The sequence below is a fragment of the Pseudoalteromonas sp. M8 genome (genome assembly GCF_018141365.1).
In the GTDB taxonomy this organism is placed as follows: Bacteria; Pseudomonadota; Gammaproteobacteria; order Enterobacterales; family Alteromonadaceae; genus Pseudoalteromonas.
Window position 1 is genome coordinate 4,141,138 of record NZ_CP047240.1, and the last position, 22,315, is coordinate 4,163,452.

Here is a 22,315-nt window from a genome sequence, read left to right on the forward strand (position 1 = left end):
AGCTCTATAAGCTCGCCATGGTTGGGATCCTTTCGATTACACTAACCTACTGAATAGTCAGTTGCTTTACAGTGAAGCCTTTACCCTCAAGCTGCTTGCTTAGCGTGTTGGTGTCACCAACTACAACATAAGTCATCTCGGCTGGAGTAAAGTACTTGCTCGCCAGCTGATTAAGCTCTTTTTTGCCAACTGTTTCAATTATTTTAGCTCGGACATCAACAATATCAGCATCAACATTATGAGCATGCATCATCGCAAAGAAGTTTAATTTTGCCGCTGGTGTTTCGTATTTCAGCGCATCTCTTTGCGCGATCGAATTTCTTGTGAATTGAATTTCTTCATCAGTTAATCCGTGCTCACTAATCTTGCTAAGCTCTTGTTGGATTTCTGTCAGCGCATCAGCAACGTTTGCTGCATTAATGCCTGAAGCGAGGACAAACTGACCGGCATCACCATATCCAGAGAAGTGTCCTCCGATACCATATGTATATCCTTTGTTTTCACGCAGGTTTTGATTCACTCGACTGTTAAAGCTGCCGGAGAAGGCAAAGTTCATGATTTGACTTTTAAAGTGCTCCGCAGCTAAATCTTCCGCAGCGGCATGGCGAGCAACACGGATCTGGACCTGAGGTGCATTCTCTTTATGTACCAAATACACGATATTACTATCGAGGGGAGCAAATTTAGGAAGCGCCATGTCCAGCTCACCTTTTCCTTGCCACTGTGATAGCGCACTAGTTAATGCCGACATCAATTTCGACTGTGCAACATCGGATACAATTGATAATTTACTACCTTGTGGACGTATCTGCTGCGCATAAAATGATTTAACATCTGCAAGTTCAATAGTCGCAAGCTCTGCTTGAGACGGCAACCAAGGTTTACTGTAGTTTCCTTCTTGATACATCACCTGAGATAATGCGCTATCTGCCAGAAATTTTGCGCTATCGCGTTCAGATTTACTATATTCTGAAACCATGCTTTTAACTCGCGCGAAGTCCGACTCCGAAAACTTTGGTTGTAACAACTTTTCTGACAAGATATCTAGTGTCGCGGTTAAGTTCTTACTTAATGTGGATAGCTTAATCTCGATATATTCAGACTTCGCTTCGAATGCGATCTCAGCACCTAATTTTGCCAATTGCTGTGCCAGCTCTGACGGCGTACTCTGTGTTGTAGCTTGACCCAACATTTCCACCGTTAAAAGTGCGATCCCTGCTTTATTTTCAGGGTCATATAAACGACCAGCAGGGATCTGAAGTAGCAATGTTGTGGTTGGCGTTTCGGTATCAAACGCTCCTAATACGTCTATGCCATTATCAATTTTAACTTGCCATAAGTCTGGCAATGTAATTGCTTTTGCAACACCTGCCTGCGGTTTAATGCTGCGGTCAAAACTATCAGTAATCGAGGGAAGTTGTACTTCGTCTCGTACTTCCTCAGTTGCTTTAGGCTCATAAAACTTCGGCGTATAGTTGTCTTGCTGCGCGATAAGTTCTGGCTTTCCTTTTGGTACAATACTCAATACAACATTCGCCTTATTAGCAACATATTGCTCAAATACACGTTTTATATCTCCAACTTTCAAAGCTTTAACATTTTTAAGCTGTTGAGTTAGGAAACCTGGATTCTCATGGAAAGTCTCAAATTTAGCCAGCATAGAAACTTTACCCTCCACGCTCTGCAGCGCTCTCACAATCTCTGCTTCTCTTTTAGTGATAAAAAGATCAACATCTTCTTGGGTAATTTTATTTTGAATATAATCTGCAACTAACTCATCAATGCGCTTATCTAAGCTAGTCAGTGTCTCACCACTCACCGGATGAGGAAGTGCACCAAAAGCCATTTGACAAGATAGTTCAAAGCATTGATGCCATGCAAATGCCGCTACCGCTTTTTGTGTATCAACCAATTCGCGATATAACACTGAGCTTTCACCTTGCCCTGCAAAATAACCAATCGCATCTAACGCAGCTTCGTCTTTATGCCCCATATAAACCGTTGAGTACACTTTTCTAAGCATCGGTAGTGATACATTATCTTCATAAGAAACGTAACGAGACTCAACTAATGTACCGGGTTGCTTTGCAGCATCTGAAACAGTCTCCCTTTTTGGAATAGAGCCAAAGTACTTCTGTACAAGTGGTAAAACCTCATCTGGAGTTACAGCACCACCAATAGTCAACGTCGCATTATTAGGCCCATACCAACGTTTAAAAAAAGCTTTCAAATCATTTGAATTCGCACGATTTAAATCAGACATATAGCCAATCGGCATCCATGAATAGGGGTGACCATAGTCATATAGCGCTTGGTGCAGCTTTTCTAAAGCTTGCCCATAAGGGACGTTGTCGTATCGCATCATGCGCTCATTTTTTACCGCGGCGCGTTGTATCTCAAACTTTTCTTGAGTAATACCTTGAGCAAAGAATCCCATACGGTCCGCTTCTAACCAAAGCATCTTCTCCAGTTGATTTACTGGCACTGTTTGGAAGTAATTTGTTCTGTCTGTACTGGTTGTTGCATTTAACTTACCACCTGCTTCCGTCACTATTTTAAAGTGCTCTTCGTCAGCTACATGCTTTGATCCTTGGAACATCATATGCTCAAATAAATGTGCAAATCCTGATTTGCCCATTTCTTCACGTGCAGATCCAACATGGTAAGTTACATCTACATGAACTAATGGGTCTGAATGATCTTCATGAAGAATAACTGTCAAACCGTTATCGAGTTCAAACTTTTGATAAGCGATCCCAATATCACCGCCCTCAATGTTTTTTTGTTCCACTAATGTTGCACCAGCGTACTTTGACGCATCAGAAGATTGAAATTGACTACAACCGTTCAATGTTGCGGCCATTATGACTGCGATTGCAACTTTGTTTAAAAGCATAAAAAATCCTTACATTTATTTTATAATTTGGCGGTTATCTCGTATGGAACAAAGCTAGAAGCGTTCAGCGTTCCCCGTTGTTGGCGACAAGATTACAAGCCAAAGAAATTTAAGTCGCTTATCGAGTCATCATGAATTTATTTATTTTTATTAGCTCTAAAATCAAATAGTTATAAATATAATGAAATTATTTTTAGCCTTTGGAACAACAAATAGTGAAGTGTTAGATAACGATAACAATGCGAATATGTCGTTTTATACCTATTGCATTAAGCCTATAAGCCATTTCGGAGTACGGAAATAGCTCGCGAATTCAGATAATAAATCCATCAATCATGATTAAAGGGTGAGAAAGCATCAATTGCTTGTTGGTGGTACTCTGTAATCGCCAGAAGATAAGAGCAGATACCAAGTTAAGGCTTGTTTACGCAATGAGTTTTATAGGGTGATAGAAACAAGCTAAAAGTGAGTCATAGTACAATAGTATTCGATGTCATTATTTGACTGAAATCGCCCACTCAACAGTGCATAAACGAAAACGACTTGCAGCTAAATGCACCAATCCTCCATTGCGTTTGTTGAGTTAGGATTAGAAAAAGGTGGAGCCCTGAATAGATAACGGGCACTCAATACGAGGCCCAGAAAATGTTCAGGGTTTAGACAACAAGCGGTTATATTCGATGAATTAGGCAAAAGCAGCCTAATTTTGCGAGCGATGCACTTCAAACTTGAATTCGCGACTGTCATCTTGTGAATACTTTCAATCATTTCAAAAGTAAACTCACCTTAATCGGCCTAGTCGAAAAATGCGTAACACTTACCATTTTATGAATTATAATCAATAAATTACCTTGCTTCTTCCTTATTTTTATCAAAGTGTCCGACTGTTTGCTTATTTACCGTTCTATATCCGAAAAAACATAACAAGCCAACTAGCAACCAAGTAATACCAATGGATAAGACAATGTTGCTTGTTTTGTCAGGATGGCGAAAATACAATTGAATAGGTAAAACGCCTCGGATAATGCATACAAACGCAATTAGATAAATACAAAACCTCGATAAAGGAAGTTTGCGCAATAGCCCTGCACCAGATAATGCATACAACCCAAGCACCATGAATATCGCAGACACTAGAATTGTTCCGATTGGGGCTAGTAGAGTCCCTTTCATTGCAGACTCGATAATCTCGGGAGGAGCCATCTGTGATGAATAACACTGAGGTCCAAAGTAAATACAAGAAAGATGCGCTAGTGCCGTGCTGAAGAAAATAGTAGCTCCTATAGCCAATAAGATAACACCTTTTTTAGCACTCATAATATTTCACCCTTTCTTATTAATAAAATTCAAAATAACCAATATAAAAATTAAAAAAAACATCCATTTATATACACTTTACTTTTCCAACCTACTTCCAGAAGGATAAAAAACATAAAAGTAAATACCTACCCCACCTACACAATATGCTATAAACACTACAATTAATGGAAACAAATTATCACCATTATTGTAGTTCGGCATCATAAAAAATAGAAAAGTAGCAATTGAAAGTGCAAACAAAAAATAAAAGGTAATTTTAGATTTTCCTTTATCTTCCACACTCTTTCTTTTAGAACTACCTTTAATCATGTATAACCCCTATTACCGTTGAATCAACATTGTAAGACGATGTTTATCTTTAGTTGTCCAGCCGTTATTGATACCATTTCAGGCCTCTCCGCTCGTTGAACACACTCTGAGTTCAAGCCCAGGCACCTTTAAACTACACTGTCAATTATGGTTTGTGTATTGATTACCTTAAACTGAATGATCTAACACCTTTTTAGGGTCTTGTTATCATATAGTCATGAACACCAAGTGCAGAACACGGTCAGCTTCTCCAAATAATCACACTAGCATATATTCCTACGACGTCTTTTCCCATTTGATTAAGTTTCGATTTCATAGCTTACTTTGCTGTAATACTTTCGCGCTTAGTTTTTTAACTCTCGCAATATTTCTTTTTTCTATGTTTATAAATTCTTGGTCATCTCCCTCTATAGACAACTCCAACGCTTTTCTATATGCAAGCTTAGCCAAGTCATACTCTCCTCCTTTTTCATATGCTTCACCCAAACTATCAAATCCATTTATCGAATTAGGAAAATAGCCAACAACAAACTTTAACAACTCAATAGCTTCTCCTACTTCATCACTATTTAAACGATCGTAAGCTAATGATATTAAGATAGATTCATCTAAATCATCAGCTTTAGACGTTGAACTCGAAATAGCTGACAATCCTCCTTTCATCCAATTCCCATATATATGAAATGATTTCCTACTCAAAACAGAATCAGGGTAGTAGTGATTTGAAAGGTTCAAAAGTAGATTCGCCATACTGTAATCTTTTGTTCTAGACATACAGAATGAAGCCATTCCTAGGAGAGAGTTTTCTCTTGGTATAATAGGGTAGCCTATTCTTTTTGATAAATTTTCATAATGCAATATAACATCTTCAAAAGAACGACCAGAAATAAATTCCTCAGTAAGAGAAAGTCCATTGTATAACCAACTCAAACCCTGAATCATCCCACTCAAACTAGTTGTATTGTGATCAGAATATTTCAAAATTTCAGATCCCCAATACAAATTACCTGAGACATTACTTTTGAATATATCAACGACGTGGTTAAATTCTTTTGTAATTAGAGAGTGCTCTAGCCCTCCTAAAGAGAAATAGATTGCTCCCTCATTAACTCTTGAATTAGTGAAGTACAGCTTTAACTTCTTACTAAATTGCTTAGCATGGTGAAATGCAGGACTAATTGCAATGTGTCCATTGTAGCCAGTAGGGTTTTGCAAAAACAAGTATGATACAAATAGGCCAGCCATTGAGTGCCCAGCTATAAACTTGGTATTGTTTATCCTGAACTTTTCACTTATAAATTGCGTGACTTCATCTCTTATAAATTTTTCGTGCTTTTTTGCTAATTCGGAAATGGTATATGACTCTGAGTTTAGAAAAGGAAGGTTCTCATTAAAGTAATTATCCTTACTAGGTAGCCCAACCACAATCATTTCATGAATTTGATTTTTTGATGCAAGGAAGCTTGCAATCTCTGTCGCCAATATATGGTTTTTCTCTGCATTTAAAACATATAAGACAGGGTACTTCCTTTTTTTATCCAACGCGTAACTTTTAGGCAAACTAACTAGTATTACTCTATTTTCGTTATGTGAAGCTGAGTAGTAATTAAACTTTTCACTTACTACTTCGTAATTTGAAAATCCCTCATTTGATATAGCAACATTACAAGATAGAATTAACAAAATTATAAAAACAACAATACGTTTCATTTAAAAACCTTACACAATTATCTCTTGAGAACCAACCCGAAACCACAAAGATTAAAATTAACACACCACCAACTAAAAATATAAAAACAAAGTTAAAATCACACTTTACCTTTATACGACCTTAAATAAAATCCAACTAGTATCAAAATCATTAAACCAGGAAAAAAATACTGTTTTAATAAGATTTTCTGATAAAGCTTTTTTGCCTGCTTGTTATTAACCTCAATAGATAAGGCTTTTTGTAGGTTTTCTTTTGCACCTTCTTTATTACCTCTTTCAATCTGTATTTTGGCCAGGTTTACATAAGGTATTGGCGAGTTAGGGTTCATCTTAATGGCTTTTTCAACCCAGCTTTCCGCGATTAATAAATCATCATATTTAGCAGCTGTTGCTGCTTGTATAAAAAACAACTTAGGTGTTTTAATGTCAATTAGCTCACCAACATCATTTACTTCAATTTCTAGTGGCTCATGGAGATCAGAAATAATAAATCGATTATTATTCAAGTAACTAAGTTCAAATTTTCCCGTTCCCCAATCAACAAATAAAGTCTCATTTTTGAAGTTGATGCTAACTAAAAGCCCATTATCTAAAGCAATGCTTGCATTATTAAATCGATATAGTTCAGGGATCTGTTTTTTATCAGCCTCTTGTTGTGTTTCAGTAATCAAACTCGGTTTCGAATGCTGTTGACCCTTCGAAATAGAAATAATGCCGCTGAGCATTTTATGAATTGACTTGGCAGAAACCGTGTGTTCCAAATATGTATCAGTACGTAAAACCACCACCATATCTAGAGAAGGGTAAACAGCTAAAGTATGCCCTCCATTCCCTCTGGCACTAAAACTACCATCTTCTTCAACCCACCACATAAGGCCGAAATAAGGAGGGTATTTATCACCCATATTCGTGTTGCTTATAGCGCTAGTGCTTTTAACAACCCACTCATGAGGAATCAACTGTTTGCCATTCCAAACCCCACCTCTAGCATATAATAAACCAAACCTAGCTAAGTCGCGGGATGACATCCTAATCTGAAAAGCTGAATGTTCAGACTCAGCCTTTACATAATATCCGTCTGTAACTCGGTAATCTTGCATCTGTAAAGGGGCTGCCAATTGAGTTGCAATTGACCCAAGAATTTCCTCTCCAGTAATTTTCGAAAACAGAGTACCTGCAACATTAAAATCCCAATTGTTATACCACCAATACTTGCTTGGCTTATAACTACCTCTAGCTGGCTTGTTTAATCTCATTTCATTATTTTCGGCGGCTGCAGGAAGGTAGACTCCAGACCGAGACGATATAACATCAAAAACCTTTGCTGATAGTTCTTGATCAGTCAGCAATGAGTTATCATTACAGTTTAGATCTGCAAGGCTTGCTTGAAAGTTGATAGAACTAGAGTGAATCCCATATAGTGCACTCAATAAGCTCTTTCTAATCGAATGTATAGGAAACCTTCGGTCATTCTCCCCCCAATCTATAGCAATGGCGCCATCTTTAACTACTAAAAGCGCTGAGAAGGACTTCTTATTGTAAAACTTTTTAATTTTATCTAATCGCTCTGAAGTAAAGCCAGCCTGTTCTGGAGATTTGTAATGAAGCCAAGTAACATCTGGGTATATTTCAGCAGCAAACAAATAACTTGAAACAAAAAAGCTAATAAAAACAAAACCAAAAAAATTAAATATTTTAGTTTCAAACATTGCACAAGCCACCATTAAAACCCCAAATAAAAAACATTTTTATTATAAAAACTTGCACATACCAAAACCTAACTGACTACCATCCCTTTCTAAATATCCATATTTTTTGTAGAATGTTTCTTTACCATTTGCGGAAAAAAGTCCTACTGTAGCTCCAGCGTTTGCATTTTCTGATAAATACATCTCAATTTTTTCCATTAACAAATTTCCAACTCCCATACTTTGATATTTAGGGTCGACAATTACGTCTTGAATGTAATAAAACATAGCTCCATCACCAATCACTCTTCCCATTCCTATAAGCTTTGAATCTAATCTTGCAACGACATGAAACAAGGTGTTTGCCAATGCTTTTGAAGCTGTCTTTGTATCTTGTTTTTCCCAACCTACGATACATCGTAAATCAATAAACTCCTTTACTTTTGGCGCGTTATGTTGAATTCTCACATCTAAAATCGATCTTTCTTTCATAAAAATATAATCGCTCACTTAATTTTATAAAACCAAACACAAAAGCAGAATTTTAAATTCATGACGAGCCACCTACTTCACTTAAAAAGGACTAACACATTTAAAAATCAACTTATCTCAACACCACACTAAAAATAAAAATTATAAATTCAACAAAGTTAGATCTATAAACTACTTCCTTTCCCTAAAACAAATTCTTCCCATAACAATTTCTGACTTTTAGTAGCTAAGCTATCTCTGAGCAGTTTCCTACCATTATATTTCAGCCCCATTAATTTCGCGGCGTCATAAAATGGAATAACATTAGGAACTGTTACATAATCCTTAAACTCTAAGGCTATTGATTCTCCATATAATTTACTTACTGATTTATATAGCTCATTCAAATTCATCTCTTTTCCACCTCTTGGATAGTTTTGTAGTAAATATCTCCACAGCTCATCTAAACTTCGTCTCCCTTCACTTTTGGCTCGGATTTTGAAATCAAGAGTAAGAGCTGCAATCATGCCCCCCCAATAAACAGTGGTAGATTTATCAGACTTATCAGCACCAGCACTAATCAGAGTTAACTTTCCATCGGCTTCAGCTTCATATTCTTTCATTCTATATAAAATACCATCTAAAAATTCAGACTCATTTTTTATACCTATTCTTAATAGTGCAAGTTGAGAAGCATACTCAGCTCCAAACCCCTCATTAAACCATTCATATAATGCGGACTTATCACCTTTATCATCAACTTCTAACTGATTGAATGCGAAACCGTGAAACAGCTCATGAGCAACTAGCCGTGAAATACCCAAGGGGATTTTGCTACTTTTATCTAAAAATTTTTTGTCAGCTGGACCTACCGATATTGATATTGCTTTGCCCATGACCTCCCCTCCTCCATCATTACGATCTGAAACTATAAGAACCATTCTAGATTTTAAAGGTGATTGATATTGAGCTCCGTAATATTGAAAAAATTGGTCAACTTTCTGATTTATATCGTCAACCATTTTACGAGTATATTCACCTGAAAAAGCCGTTCTTAGTTGTACATTTCCTACTTTAAAAGAACCTTGAGTATGCTCACCCGCAAAGAATGCTGAGTTTTGCAGATCACTCGTCCCCTCCACGTAGAATTCAGTTGTACTATCATTAACACTTTCCCAAGGAGTAGTAATGGCCCAAGAATTGGGGGTTTCAAATTTTATATTTACTTTTTTACTTGGCTTCCCTGCAATAAATAGAGCACGTCCAGCCCACATTACACCATCTTCTGTTGCATAAGCAGCTCCATTATCACCAAATTTTATCTTAGGAATTACTGTGTCGTGTCCTAAAACGACATCATATGACAAAGTAATCTTTCCATTTTCGTATCCAATTAGTTCCCATTTACTATTTTCAACCTCAGAAATCTGAATAGTTTCTCCATCTGAATTTAATACTGTGAGGTTTCTTACAAATCCTCCCCAGCCATTTTTCAAACCATGAACATTTTGCTCATTCATGGAAATAACATGACCATGTGGGAAAAGAACTGCTTTAACTTTCGCTATTCTGGGGTTGTTCTTAGTGATAAAAACAGTGTAATGATCAGCTAATACTGGAGGTGAAAAAAACAAGGTGTAAAAAGCAAAGGAAAGTGTAACGGCTATAGTTTTGAACATATAAAACCTACAAAATAGTGTTTATCTTACGACTAGCATTGAAGCAGCCTTCAATTAGCATTGGAGACGGCTGGTGCACTTGGTAGTCAAATCGAATTTACAACACTATCCGTTTTTTAATTAGTTCTGTCTTCCCAAATCATGATTTGGGACTAAATAGGACCGGTTAACTCACTGTTTTTGTGAACTTCGGTATTTACTAGGAGTCATTCCTACCGTAGATTTGAATGTACTATAGAAAACAGATTTTGAGTTAAAACCTGAATCAAAAGCTATTTCTAAGATACTTTTGTGAGATTCTTGTGGCAGAACAATTTGTTTCTTAACTTCATTGACTCTCATGTTGTTAATGAATTCACAAAAGTTATAACCTGTGGAAAAATTTATAGACCAAGAAACGTCTTTCAACTTAAAACCTGTTTCATTCGCAACTTCTATTAGTGATAACCTTGGCTTTTTATAAAGCTCTTTTTCTAATACTACTTTTGTAATATCTTCACATAATTGTTGTGCTAATTTTAAGTTAGATTGTTGATCACATTCTAAAACTTTCACCTTCAAGTCTTCATAGGGAACCATATCATCAAATAGCTCAGGTTGATGAGCAGTTTTAACTACTAGAAAACACATCAAAAGCAGCGCCACCAATACATCAATAAAATACCAACCAGCCTTTATCTCAATGGCGTTAAATGGCTGCAAATTTAACCTTAAAAGATCTACTAGAGCAAAGATAAAGAAAACATAAATTATCTTGTTAACCCAATCTAACTTTAATGACAGTGCGTCAGAGCGGACGGCCATTGATATGGAGTGATATCGCTTTATTAGCTTTAAAGAAGCAATTAAGTAGGTAATTTGACTAAATGTAGCAATCAAGATAATAAGCTGGACATGTTGCGTGAAGGGTAATGCTAAAATTGCAGGTGCCACATGCAGAAACTTTAATTTAGAAGCTATAGGCTTTTCATTAATTATCCATCTAACTAAAAAGTAGACTATTGGCCCTTTAATTAGTGTAAAAATTGGAGTTACTATATACCCATCTTGACCTCGTGTTTCTTCATATAAATTAAATATCATTAAGATAGAATAATATATGAAAAGAAATAAGACGCCTCGATATCTATCCATTTTCCAGACTAAAATCACTCCTAACACCGAAACCACTGTAAAAACTATTTGCAAGATGTTTACTGGCTGCAACTGAACGGTTTGTGAAAACATCGATTCCCTTATTAATTTATATAATCGGTAGTGCCTATTGCGCTCTATTACAAGAAAATTAATCTGCATCGTGAGCATTTGAAGCTGTCATAATGAATGGCTAAGCTTTGGATAAAGCATAACCGATTATGTGTGATTTCACCTAGCATGTGGCGTGATTTTGAACTGTTCTTGAATTTAAAAAGCTTTGCTCAGTTCGAATAAGATAAGTATTGAAGGTGTTAGTTGAGAAATATAATAGCCAGCATCAATTGCTGGCTATCATTGTACTTTATTACTATAACTGCATGGGCTTTTCTAAGAATGCCAGCACTTTCTTAAAGTATTTCAGACGATGTTCCGGTTTATAGAAACCATGCCCTTCATCTTCAAGTAAGTAATACTGATAAGGCTTATCAGCCTTTTTCAGTGCATCAATTAAAGATTCCGCTTGTTCAATTGGCGCTCTTTGGTCCTCACCACCATGTACGATAAGGACTGGAACCTTAAGCTTCTCGACATTATAGCTTGGAGAAAATTCCTTTAACTGCTTTTCATCGGTGCCAAGTACACGTTCTAAATATGCGACCCCTGAACTACGCTGAGCAATATCACCTTCTTCAAACATCAGTGGTAAATCATATACGCCAACCACACCTACAGCACATTGGAATAAGTCTGGTTCTAATATTGCGCTTTGCAATGCCGAATAACCACCGAAGCTCGCTCCCATAATACAAATCCGATTTTTATCAGCGATACCTTTAGAGATTAAGTCACGGGTTCCATCAATGATGTCATATTGAATTTCTTTGCCCCACTTTCTATAGCCAAGCTCTTCAAATGCATCTCCATAACCACCTGACCCTCGAAAGTTAATTTGTAATACAGCCATACCTCTGCTCGCGAGCATTTGCACTTCTGGGTCAAACTGCCAATAATCTCTTGGTCCGTGAGGTCCACCATGCGGCATAACAATCAAAGGAAGGTTTTTCTTTTCTTTACCTTGTGGTGTGGTGAGGTACCCGTGAATAGTAATTCCATCACGTCCTTTAAAACTGATGGCTTCCATCGTTGACATACTATTAGGATCAATCCAACTACGGTTTGCGACTAATAACCCAAGTTGATTTTTCTTGCTATCAAATAGATAGTAATTTCCAGGATTAATATCACTACCAGCAAAAACGATAACTCTGCTGCCATCTCGAGTACCACTTACTATGCGGATCTGATTCCCCGGTATTGAAGCTATAAGCGACTTTAGTCGTTGGCTCCATATTGAATCTTGATCTACGAACGCATACGTCGGATAATCCGGATCGAGCTCAATTGCGAAAGGAGTTTGATTAACCGGATCACGCCATATTTTAGATGGATCAACTAATTTGTCTTGGAAAAAATGCTTGAGCTTGCCAGTTTCCAGTGTCAGTTGATAAACCCCTCGCGGCTCTCCTGCTTTTGCAGCGGATAGATACGCCAATTTACCCGATTCATCAAAACCATGTAGCCAATAGTCATCAAGATCTTGTGCTAGTGTTAACTCTTTCCAGTCACTATCTTTTGTATTTTTTATAAATACAGATGTGTTGCCATTATCATCAGTCGAAGCAACAGCTCTCACCTCCCCTTGATGATCTGTCAAAAAACGCCCCATCCTACGCGGAGATATAGAGACTTTTCGTCTAACACCTGAATGGACGTTGACTTCGTATACCACAGTTACTGGCTCCTTAGAGCCTGACCACGGATAAGTCACGATCAGCATTTTATCTTCATCATTGACCAAAGGGTCAAGGATGTAGGAAGTGCCATACAGAGGTGTCGCTTTTTTCAGTCGTGATCCGGTTTGAGTTTCACCTTGATATCCAACTAAGTATCTCCCTCGGCTACCGTCAACATTTACACCAAATAATTCGCCATGATACTCAGGGTGATCTCGCCACCCTCGGATATACTCTTTCTCAAGTACTACACGGTTGTCGTTAACCCACTCATAACGACCAACTTGGGCATTACCGTTGAATCTCACGGCATGAATAACCTTAAATCCATCAAGCTCTAGAAAACCCAAGATACTTTTTCCTTCAGCTTTAGTGATAAAGCCTAGGTATTCACCGTTTGGTGATATTTTTACACTTGAAAACTCACTACCTTTGCTAAATGCCTCCAACGGTATGTCTTGCTGAGCAAACACAGCTGTCGCCATCAAGGAAAGAATTAAAATAAGTAACTTTTTCATCCTGTTATAACTTCTCCATTATTATTAAAAATAGTCATCACTTTAATGGGTACATTGTAACAAGAGTTTAGTCACTTAGGTAGTTGTATAATTTACAAATGTTTAACTTTGTAAAAATTCTCCCTTGGCAACATCCTCAGCCGTAAATAACCCCGTATCCAACACCCACCCAGTGATCAAACTCGCTGGTGTAACATCGAATGCTGGGTTATATACCTCAGCATTGTTGGGTGCCCATTGGCAATCACCAAAGCTGCCACTGACACCAGTTACTTCGCTTTTGGCACGTTGTTCAATTGGAATGGCTGCGCCATTTGGACAGCTGCTATCTAATGTTGTGATCGGGGCAACCACATAAAAAGGAATATTATGGAAATGGGCTAACACTGCTAGATTATAAGTGCCGACTTTATTCGCAAAATCACCGTTTGCCGCAATCCTATCTGCCCCCACAAAGATTTTATCGACTTTACCCGCCGCCATTAAACTCGCAGCCATATTGTCACAGATTAGCGTGTATGGGATTTGCCATGCATCTAGTTCAAACGCGGTGAGCCTACCACCTTGTAACAGTGGCCTAGTTTCATCAACCCAAACATGAATGTCACCATGTAGTTTTGCAGCATGATGAATTACGCCAAGTGCGGTGCCTACACCTGCCGTTGCCAGCGCGCCAGTATTGCAGTGGGTAAGAATATTGTCTCCCGCATTCACAAGCTCTGCACCTATGTTTGCCATACGCTCGCATAGCGCAGTGTCTTCTTCAAATAACTGTTCAGCGGTTGTGATCACTTGTTGTTGCCAATCATTCGCTTGTAACGCTTCACGCAATCTCGCCATGCAGTGCATTAAATTCACCGCTGTAGGACGCGTTGCTTCAAGTTCATCTATCGAACGAGCAATTGTGTCTTTGTCTTCTCCCTGTTCGGCAAGATAACCAATTAACAAACTTGCCGCTAAACCAATAAGCGGAGCACCGCGAACCTTAAGTGTCAGAATTAGCTCGCTCATCGTCGCAACGTCGCGGCATTCATGCCACACCTGTTGATGTGGCAGTAAGTATTGATCCAATACCTGTACCACGCCCGATTCGAATTTAAGACTACGTGCAATTAAGGTTTTCATGACATCCCGCTCTTTCAAAGTGTACTAATGATATTTTACATCAAGATCTAAAGAAGTATAGACATCTAAACATTTAAAAATATAGAATGCTAATAGCAAATATCCACAAGGTGCAGAAACATGTCGAGCTACATTGAATTTGATGCAGAGAAAGTTATTGATTACATTACTAATTTAGGAAGCTTCTTTGATAAAGATGCAACCTTATCTTGTTATGAGTTTGGTGATGGCAATCTGAATTTGGTTTTCCGCGTGCAAGACACGCAAGAAAATAGCATCATTGTCAAGCAAGCTTTGCCTTACGCTCGATGTGTTGGTGAGAGCTGGCCACTGACATTAGACAGAGCCAGAATTGAAGCCAGTGTGTTACAACGCCATGGTGAGCTCTGCCCAGATACCACAGCAAAAGTGCTGCACCACAATACAGAGCTTGCGGTAACTGTGTTGGAAGATCTTGGTCATCTACGCATTTTGCGCGGTGAATTAAACCAAGCAAACACCTTTGCAAGACTCAGCAAAGACGTCGCAAATTACCTAGCAAAAACCAGCTTTTATCACTCAAGTTTTTACTTAACACCGAGTGAAAAGAAAGCCCTAGTCACCGAGTTTACTAATCCTGAGCTGTGCGCAATCACTGAAGATTTGTTCTTCGACGACCCATACCGCGATGCTGAAAGAAACAACTTTCCAGCCGCATTGCAATCGTCTGTGGAAATGCTAAGAAACAATAAGACGTTATTAGTTGAAGTGGCAAAGCTCAAAGCCCAGTTTCTCAATGCTCCAGAAACCTTGCTCCACGGTGATGTCCATAATGGTAGTATTTTCGTCGATGCCAAGCACACTAAGCTAATCGATCCAGAGTTTGGCTTTTTTGGCCCCATTGGCTTTGATTTAGGCTCATTTATCGGCAATTTATTGCTCAACTACTGTGCCCAACATGCTCGCATTAACGCTCTGCCAAAACGTCGAAATATGCAAGTGTATTTACTCGATAGTATCGCCACCACCCTATCTAACTTCTATGTAACTTGGCTTGAACTGGCAAAAACACAAACACGCGACCTGTCATTGCAAGCAGATGGCTACGCGGAATACTTCCTCACTAAGGTATTGCAAGACGCGGTTGGTTATTGTGGGTGTGAATTGATCCGCCGCACCATTGGTCTCGCACATGTTGCGGACATAGATGCGATTGAAGATGAAGATGCACGCTTAGCGGCACAACAGCGAGCACTGCACTTAGGTGAACAGCTCATCATTAATGCCAATAAATGCCGAACGACTGATGATGTGTATCAGCTAATCATTAGTTTTGTAAACTAAACTAGCTTAGGCTAATAAAATAAAAAAGCCCAACGTCTTTACTTTGGGCTTTTTTATTAAATGGATAATCTCGATTACTTACGTGCTTGATTCATCGTGGTTTCAATATATTTGTCGATTTGGTCTTCAAGCACAAACAATGGTACAGAACCATGACGTAAGATTTGATGGTGGAACTCACGGATATCAAACTGATCGCCCAGTGCTTTTTCTGCTTTGCGACGTAGCCGCTTAATGGTTAGTTCACCAATTTTGTATGACAGCGCTTGAGCCGGCCAAGAGATATAACGATCAGTCTCCGTTTTAACATTATGTAAGGACAATGCAGTGTTGTCTTTCATAAAGTTCATCGCTCGCTCGCGGCTCCAACCAAACATATGCATGCCAGTGTCTACAACCAAACGAGCCGCTCGCCACATCTCGTAGGTTAAGCGACCAAAATCACTGTAAGGATCTTGATAAAACCCGGCTTCGATACCCAAAAACTCAGAATATAGCCCCCATCCCTCACCAAAAGCAGAAATATATTCGTTACGACGATATTCCGGTAGATAATCAAGCTCGGCATTCAAGGAGATCTGCAAATGGTGACCAGGCACGGCCTCATGTAGAGTCAATGCTTCTAATACATACAACGGGCGCTTATCCAGAGCGTAGGTATTTACCCAATAATAGCCTGCGTCAGTATCGCTACGTGCACCCGAATAACGCCCGGTTGTATATTTAGGTGCAATGCTCGCAGGCACTGGAGCGACACCGTATGGCTTTCTTGGTAATGTATGGAATAGCTTAGGTAGCTGGGCATCCATCTTCTTTGCTATATATGCAGCTTCTTTAAGCAACGCTTCGGGGTTTTAGCATAAAACTGTGGATCGGTTCTTAAGAACTGCACAAAGTCGGCAAAAGACCCCTTAAAGCCTACTTTTTTAATGATTTTTTCCATTTCTGCACGGATCCGAGCCACTTCTTTAAGACCAAGCTCGTGGATCTCTTTTGGCGTCATATTCGTGGTGGTGTAGTATTTAGCACGATTCGCATAAAACGCTTCACCATTTGGTGTCGAAGAAATTCCAATTTCAGTTCTAGCCGCAGGACGATACTCATTGACAAAGAAATTAAGGTAATTTTGATATGCAGCGATCACATCACCTTGAATAATCTTTTTGGCACGCTGTTGCAGCGCTTTAAATTCAGCATCAGGTAAACCCGCTTGGTTTTGTGTAAACGGGCCATAAAACTCAGATTTTGTCACATCATCAACGATATAGGCTTCGATAGAACTTTCATAACCTTCAAGCACAGCTTTCGGCTGAGTCAGACCAATCGCCATACCTTCTTTCATCCAGTCGATATTTTGCTTGAAATAACGAGGAACCTGCTGCAAACGTGCTAAATATAGCTCGTAACCAGCACGTTTCTTAAAGTCATGACTCGAGATCATAAAAGACAGACCGGAATGAAAACCATATTCAGAGGTGAGCGGCATATAGTGACTATGAAAACGATATTCATCGACGCTATTCTGCACTTGCGCACGCAAAATAGTGAGATTGATTTGATTTTCCTCACTTAGCGCTGAAGTGTCGATATTGTCGAGCTGAGCCAAAAACTGTAGACGCTGCTGATTTGTGGTCGCCAACTTTTCTGCACTGAGGTTTGGTAGCAGAAACTCTACTTTTGTATCACTGCGACCATAGGCATTGTTATCACTTCTAAATTTCATAACGCTGCCAGCTATTTGAGTAAACTCAGCGTTATTGTCACTTCCGGTAATAGCACAACCTGATAAGGCGACAGTTAAATAAACGGCGACGCTTGAACGCTTAGTCCACAGCTTTAATTTTGGTGATAACACGCTGACTTCCTCGATACGTTGTTGTTACTCAGCTCGCGATAAAATAGCCAAAAAATAATGATTATCCATCGCTCTGAGCTTTGTTATGGTGAAATGAACTTTCTGCTAGTCAAAGTAGGAGAGTCCCGTAACAGATGCAACTTAATTCGACAGAATCACGAATATCTCAGATCGAATACAATTTACTCAACCTAGTAAAAATTGATGAGAAAATCAGCAATTCAACAAAAAAATGTAAATTTTCTATTTCAAAGACAAATTTTTTACTTTTAAATTCGGACGATACAGATTAATGTAGGTCTAGTGCAATTAGGACAAGAGTTACACCGATGGAGTTGGTGGTAGTTCATTAACGTTTGATAATTAATTGTTGTGGTAAATGAAATGATGTTCCATGATCCCATGGCTGTTGCCCAAGAAAAAATGACACAGGTGTGCCTGTTTTTAGAGCAACATCATTTGCCGCCCACGCCTTTAAATTATCAGGTTGCTTATACCCATATTAGCGCCACGAACAAAGATCTCGACTGTGCCATCAACAAAGCCATCAAAGCGCACACAAAAATAGACTGTGTATTCATTGAGCAACTCTACTATCAGTTTCTAGATCAAGGACAAAAAACACAATCTGAATTGCTTGAAGGTGTTGATTCTTTGGTGACTGAATTACACGAAAATGCAGAAACCTCTCAAAAGCAGGTTATTCGCTTTGCCCAACAAGTCAGTCAATGTGTGCATAATTTAGATGAACACAACATTCAAAAGAGTAAGCGCGCACTATCAACACTCACCAAACAAACTGAGCTATTGCTAAAACAGCACAAACAATTTAAACAAGCGTTAATAAAATCGCGTTTAGATTATGAACGTAATCAAAAGTTACTACTCGACTTGCGTAAACAACACTTATTAGACCCACAAACGGGTCTTTATAAGCGTCACTATCTTCATCAAAAAGTGTCCCTATGGCAATCGCAGCAAAAATCCGTCTGTGCGCTTTCTATACAAGTTGATAACCTTGACGAGTTTTCAACACGGTTTGGTGATGTTGTGGGTGAAGTTGTGCTTAATCGTATCGCCAATAATATCAAACGTTATGTCGTTGAAAGCGGCCTACCTGGTCGCACAGGAAAAAAAGAATTCACGGTTATCCTTGCCGATGTAGATTTAGATACCGCGAGTGTTATCGCGGAAAAAGTGCGTAAAGGTGTTGAGCGATTAAAGTTTGTCAGCGCGAAAGGGAAAATTCCATTACCGAATGTGTCTCTGGCCCTTGGGATAGCCCAACTTGCACCAGAGCAAGACTTTAATATGTTGGCAAAACGCGCAGGTTACGCTGCACAGAAAGCACATTCTCTCGGCCAACACTGTTATATTAGTCACTGATCCGCAATATCCTCTTTTGTTTGCATTTTCAACAATACAACACGGATAAGAAATTGCACCTACGGCTACCAATCAAGTACACTAGCAAGCATAGTTGCAGAGTAATGATGGAACCCACATGAAAGAGTCACAAGACAATACTACCCACTTTGGATACAAAACAGTCGAGACCGACAAAAAAGCCTCTATGGTTGCAGACGTATTTCATTCTGTAGCTGCAAAATACGACATCATGAATGATCTGATGTCATTCGGTATCCATCGTTTGTGGAAGCGTCAAACTATTGCCTGCTCAGGTGTACGCGCTGGTCACAAAGTACTTGATCTTGCTGGCGGTACGGGTGATTTAACCGCAAGATTTAGCGAATTAGTTGGTGATAAAGGACAAGTTGTTTTAGGTGATATTAACGACTCAATGCTTAAAGTAGGCCGCGAAAAATTACGCGATTCGGGACTTGTTGGCAATATTGAATACGTTCAAATGAACGCAGAAATGCTACCATTTGACGATAATACTTTTGATGTCATCACTATTGCCTTTGGTTTACGTAACGTAACTGATAAAGATAAAGCATTGCGCTCAATGTACAGAGTACTAAAGCCAGGTGGACGCTTACTGGTACTTGAATTTTCAAAGACAGATAATGAAGCGCTGGCAAAGCTGTATGATATGTATTCATTTACACTATTACCTGCAATGGGCAAATTAGTTGCAAATGACAGTGAGTCTTATCGCTACCTTGCAGAATCTATTCGCATGCACCCAGATCAAGAAACGCTAAAATCCATGATGGATGAAGCCGGTTTTGAACAAACTGACTACCAAAATATGACCGGAGGCATCGTCGCCCTTCATCGCGGCTTTAAATTCTAGGAGTTGCTGTGTTAGCTTCATTACTTGGCGCCGTACTTGAGACGGCTTTAAACAAAGGTCTTAAACTCTCACCTGAGCTAAAGCATGTGCTAAGTAAAGGCCAACACAAAGTGCTCAGTGTTGATATTCGAGATCAAAATACTTGTTTAGCTATTACTTACACAGGCATTAACATTCACGTTTTATGTCCTTTTGATGGCGAAGCCGATTGTTCAATTAGTGCCGATTTACCAACCTTGCTTGAGCTCAAAGATCCAAGCCAACTCACTGCGCTTATCCGTCAAGATAAGCTCGATCTTGAAGGGGATTTGGCGCTCGCACAACTATATAGTAATGCATTAGCAACACTTGATATTGATTGGGCGGAACACCTCGCCAAATATGTTGGTGATGGGCCCGCACAAGTTGCCGTAGATACCTTTCATAAGTTAGCGCATCGCGCAAAGCAAGATGGACAGGTAGCCAAAGCAACACTAACTGGGTTATTTCAAGATGAGTTGAAGGTTGCGCCTCACCCGCTCGAGTTTCAACAGTTTAAGCAGCAAGTGAGAACATTAAACAATCAAGTCGAAAGCTTAAATCAACGCCTCAGCGCATTACTTCAGCAGAACAAAGGAAATTAGGTTGTCTTTACTTCGCTTGCATCAGATCACCAAAACATTTTTAACCTATGGTTTAGACGAAATCGTCCCTGCGCATAAGCAGCCTTGGTACGGTAAACTCGCTCGAGCAAGTTTGTTTTGGCTGCGCAACAAACATAAAGACAAACCAGTAGGCACACGCCTACGTCTGGCACTACAAACTTTGGGGCCGGTGTGGATCAAGTTCGGCCAGATGCTTTCGACCCGTCGAGATTTACTGCCACCAGACATTGCCGAAGAACTTGCATTTTTGCAGGATCAAGTTCAACCATTTGACCCCGCGATGGCACAAAAGCTCATTGAACAAGCGCTAGAAATCGACGATATTCATGAATACTTTGCTGAATTTGAATCAAAACCGCTGGCTTCAGCCTCAATAGCGCAAGTGCATGCTGCCAAGCTACAACACAAAGAAGATCTGAAGGATGTCGTGATCAAAGTTATTCGTCCCGATATCGAAAAACAAATCCATGCCGATCTCTCTTTAATGGAGCGTTTCGCTAAAATCGTTGTCAATTTACTCAGCGAAGGAAAACGTCTGCGCCCAGTGGAAGTTGTTAGGGAATACAAAAAAACCTTACTCGACGAGCTAGACTTGATGCGAGAAGGCGCGAACGCAATTCAACTCAGACGCAACTTTGAAGACTCAGATTCACTGTATATCCCTGAGGTATATAGTGATTATTCACGTAAAAACGTGCTGGTGATGGAACGCATCTACGGTATTCCGGTTTCAGACACCGAAGCCTTGTTAGCGCAAGGCACCAATATGAAATTGCTGGCCGAGCGCGGCGTGGAAGTCTTTTTCACACAGGTCTTCCGTGACAGTTTTTTCCATGCAGATATGCATCCTGGCAATATTTTTGTCGCTCGTGAAAATCCTCATAACCCTAAGTACATTGGCATAGATTGCGGCATAGTCGGCACCTTAAACCGTGAAGATAAAAGGTATTTGGCCGAAAACTTTATCGCCTTTTTTAATCGTGATTATCGTCAGGTGGCACAGCTTCATGTGGACTCTGGCTGGGTTCCTGCAGATACCTGCGTAGAAGAGTTTGAGTTTGCCATTCGCACCGTATGCGAACCTATTTTTAACAAGCCGCTTGCAGAAATCTCTTTTGGCCATGTGCTAGTGAATTTGTTTAACACGGCAAGGCGCTTCAACATGGAAGTGCAACCACAATTAGTATTATTGCAAAAAACCCTGCTGTATGTAGAAGGTCTAGGGCGTCAGCTTTATCCGCAGTTAGATCTGTGGAAAACAGCAAAACCATTTTTAGAGCATTGGGTACAAGAGCAAGTAGGCCCTTTCGCGGTGGCGAAAAAGCTATATGCAAACTTACCATTTTGGGCTGAAAAAATGCCTGAACTGCCAGATTTGATTTATCAAAATCTCAAGCGCCGCCCACCTCCACCTGTCACACAAAAAGCAGATACTGCTACAAAGCCGCTGTTGTTAGGCTTAGCAGCGAGTAGTTTTGCAATAATATCGGGATTGAGCTTTATTTTTGACAAACCTGTCGCAAGTAGCCTACTTGCGATTATTGCCGTGCTAGTATTTATTGGCGCATGGCGTAAAACAGGGTGATT

General features: G+C 39.4%; 15 protein-coding genes and 1 pseudogene. 5 read left to right on the top strand and 11 right to left on the bottom strand.

Annotated features, from left to right (window positions below; all coding sequences use genetic code 11):
• Positions 1 to 46 precede the first annotated feature (46 nt).
• The 10 genes from GSF13_RS23450 to mtnA form a co-directional block, all read right to left on the bottom strand.
• Positions 47 to 2,896, bottom strand: coding sequence for a pitrilysin family protein (locus GSF13_RS23450; RefSeq protein ID WP_211867268.1), 2,850 nt, complete (start codon positions 2,894 to 2,896; stop codon positions 47 to 49).
• A gap of 846 nt (positions 2,897 to 3,742) precedes the next feature.
• Positions 3,743 to 4,213, bottom strand: a complete 471-nt coding sequence (locus GSF13_RS23455; RefSeq protein WP_211867270.1) for a hypothetical protein — start codon at positions 4,211 to 4,213, stop codon at positions 3,743 to 3,745.
• Positions 4,214 to 4,291: 78 nt separating this feature from the next.
• On the bottom strand, positions 4,292 to 4,525 hold the full coding sequence (locus GSF13_RS23460; RefSeq protein WP_010606866.1) for a hypothetical protein: 234 nt from the start codon (positions 4,523 to 4,525) through the stop codon (positions 4,292 to 4,294).
• A 312-nt stretch (positions 4,526 to 4,837) separates the two neighbouring features.
• Entirely contained in the window at positions 4,838 to 6,235 is a 1,398-nt protein-coding gene (locus GSF13_RS23465; protein WP_211867272.1) for an alpha/beta hydrolase-fold protein, read from the bottom strand.
• A gap of 98 nt (positions 6,236 to 6,333) precedes the next feature.
• Positions 6,334 to 7,944: a serine hydrolase gene (locus GSF13_RS23470; protein WP_206473454.1), complete on the bottom strand. Its 1,611-nt coding sequence runs from the start codon at positions 7,942 to 7,944 to the stop codon at positions 6,334 to 6,336.
• A 42-nt stretch (positions 7,945 to 7,986) separates the two neighbouring features.
• Complete coding sequence (locus GSF13_RS23475) at positions 7,987 to 8,415, bottom strand: GNAT family N-acetyltransferase (protein WP_174170250.1); 429 nt, start codon at positions 8,413 to 8,415, stop codon at positions 7,987 to 7,989.
• 164 nt (positions 8,416 to 8,579) lie between these two features.
• Positions 8,580 to 10,073 (bottom strand): hypothetical protein, encoded by a 1,494-nt coding sequence (locus tag GSF13_RS23480; protein ID WP_211867274.1) that lies wholly within the window; start codon positions 10,071 to 10,073, stop codon positions 8,580 to 8,582.
• Between the two features lie 171 nt (positions 10,074 to 10,244).
• Positions 10,245 to 11,300 (bottom strand): helix-turn-helix transcriptional regulator, encoded by a 1,056-nt coding sequence (locus tag GSF13_RS23485; RefSeq protein ID WP_211867276.1) that lies wholly within the window; start codon positions 11,298 to 11,300, stop codon positions 10,245 to 10,247.
• A gap of 277 nt (positions 11,301 to 11,577) precedes the next feature.
• Positions 11,578 to 13,521, bottom strand: coding sequence for a S9 family peptidase (locus GSF13_RS23490; RefSeq protein ID WP_211867278.1), 1,944 nt, complete (start codon positions 13,519 to 13,521; stop codon positions 11,578 to 11,580).
• Positions 13,522 to 13,623: 102 nt separating this feature from the next.
• Entirely contained in the window at positions 13,624 to 14,646 is a 1,023-nt protein-coding gene (gene mtnA, locus GSF13_RS23495; protein WP_211867280.1) for an S-methyl-5-thioribose-1-phosphate isomerase, read from the bottom strand.
• A 120-nt stretch (positions 14,647 to 14,766) separates the two neighbouring features.
• On the opposite strand from mtnA, the gene mtnK reads away from it, so the two are divergent.
• Positions 14,767 to 15,969: an S-methyl-5-thioribose kinase gene (mtnK, locus tag GSF13_RS23500; RefSeq protein WP_211867282.1), complete on the top strand. Its 1,203-nt coding sequence runs from the start codon at positions 14,767 to 14,769 to the stop codon at positions 15,967 to 15,969.
• A gap of 74 nt (positions 15,970 to 16,043) precedes the next feature.
• Here mtnK and GSF13_RS23505 read toward each other — a convergent pair.
• Positions 16,044 to 17,608, bottom strand: a pseudogene (locus GSF13_RS23505) (DUF885 domain-containing protein).
• Between the two features lie 600 nt (positions 17,609 to 18,208).
• Here GSF13_RS23505 and GSF13_RS23510 point away from each other — a divergent pair.
• The 4 genes from GSF13_RS23510 to ubiB all read left to right on the top strand — a co-directional run bounded on the left by GSF13_RS23510 (position 18,209) and on the right by ubiB (position 22,313).
• Complete coding sequence (locus GSF13_RS23510) at positions 18,209 to 19,210, top strand: GGDEF domain-containing protein (RefSeq protein ID WP_211858832.1); 1,002 nt, start codon at positions 18,209 to 18,211, stop codon at positions 19,208 to 19,210.
• 118 nt (positions 19,211 to 19,328) lie between these two features.
• The gene (ubiE, locus tag GSF13_RS23515; RefSeq protein ID WP_010376465.1) at positions 19,329 to 20,084 is read left to right on the top strand and encodes a bifunctional demethylmenaquinone methyltransferase/2-methoxy-6-polyprenyl-1,4-benzoquinol methylase UbiE; all 756 of its coding nucleotides are present in this window, start codon (positions 19,329 to 19,331) and stop codon (positions 20,082 to 20,084) included.
• Between the two features lie 8 nt (positions 20,085 to 20,092).
• Positions 20,093 to 20,707 carry an SCP2 sterol-binding domain-containing protein gene (locus GSF13_RS23520; protein WP_211867284.1) on the top strand — a complete coding sequence of 205 codons (615 nt, stop codon included), beginning with the start codon at positions 20,093 to 20,095 and terminating at the stop codon, positions 20,705 to 20,707.
• Position 20,708: 1 nt separating this feature from the next.
• Positions 20,709 to 22,313, top strand: coding sequence for a ubiquinone biosynthesis regulatory protein kinase UbiB (ubiB, locus tag GSF13_RS23525; RefSeq protein ID WP_211867286.1), 1,605 nt, complete (start codon positions 20,709 to 20,711; stop codon positions 22,311 to 22,313).
• Positions 22,314 to 22,315: the final 2 nt, after the last annotated feature.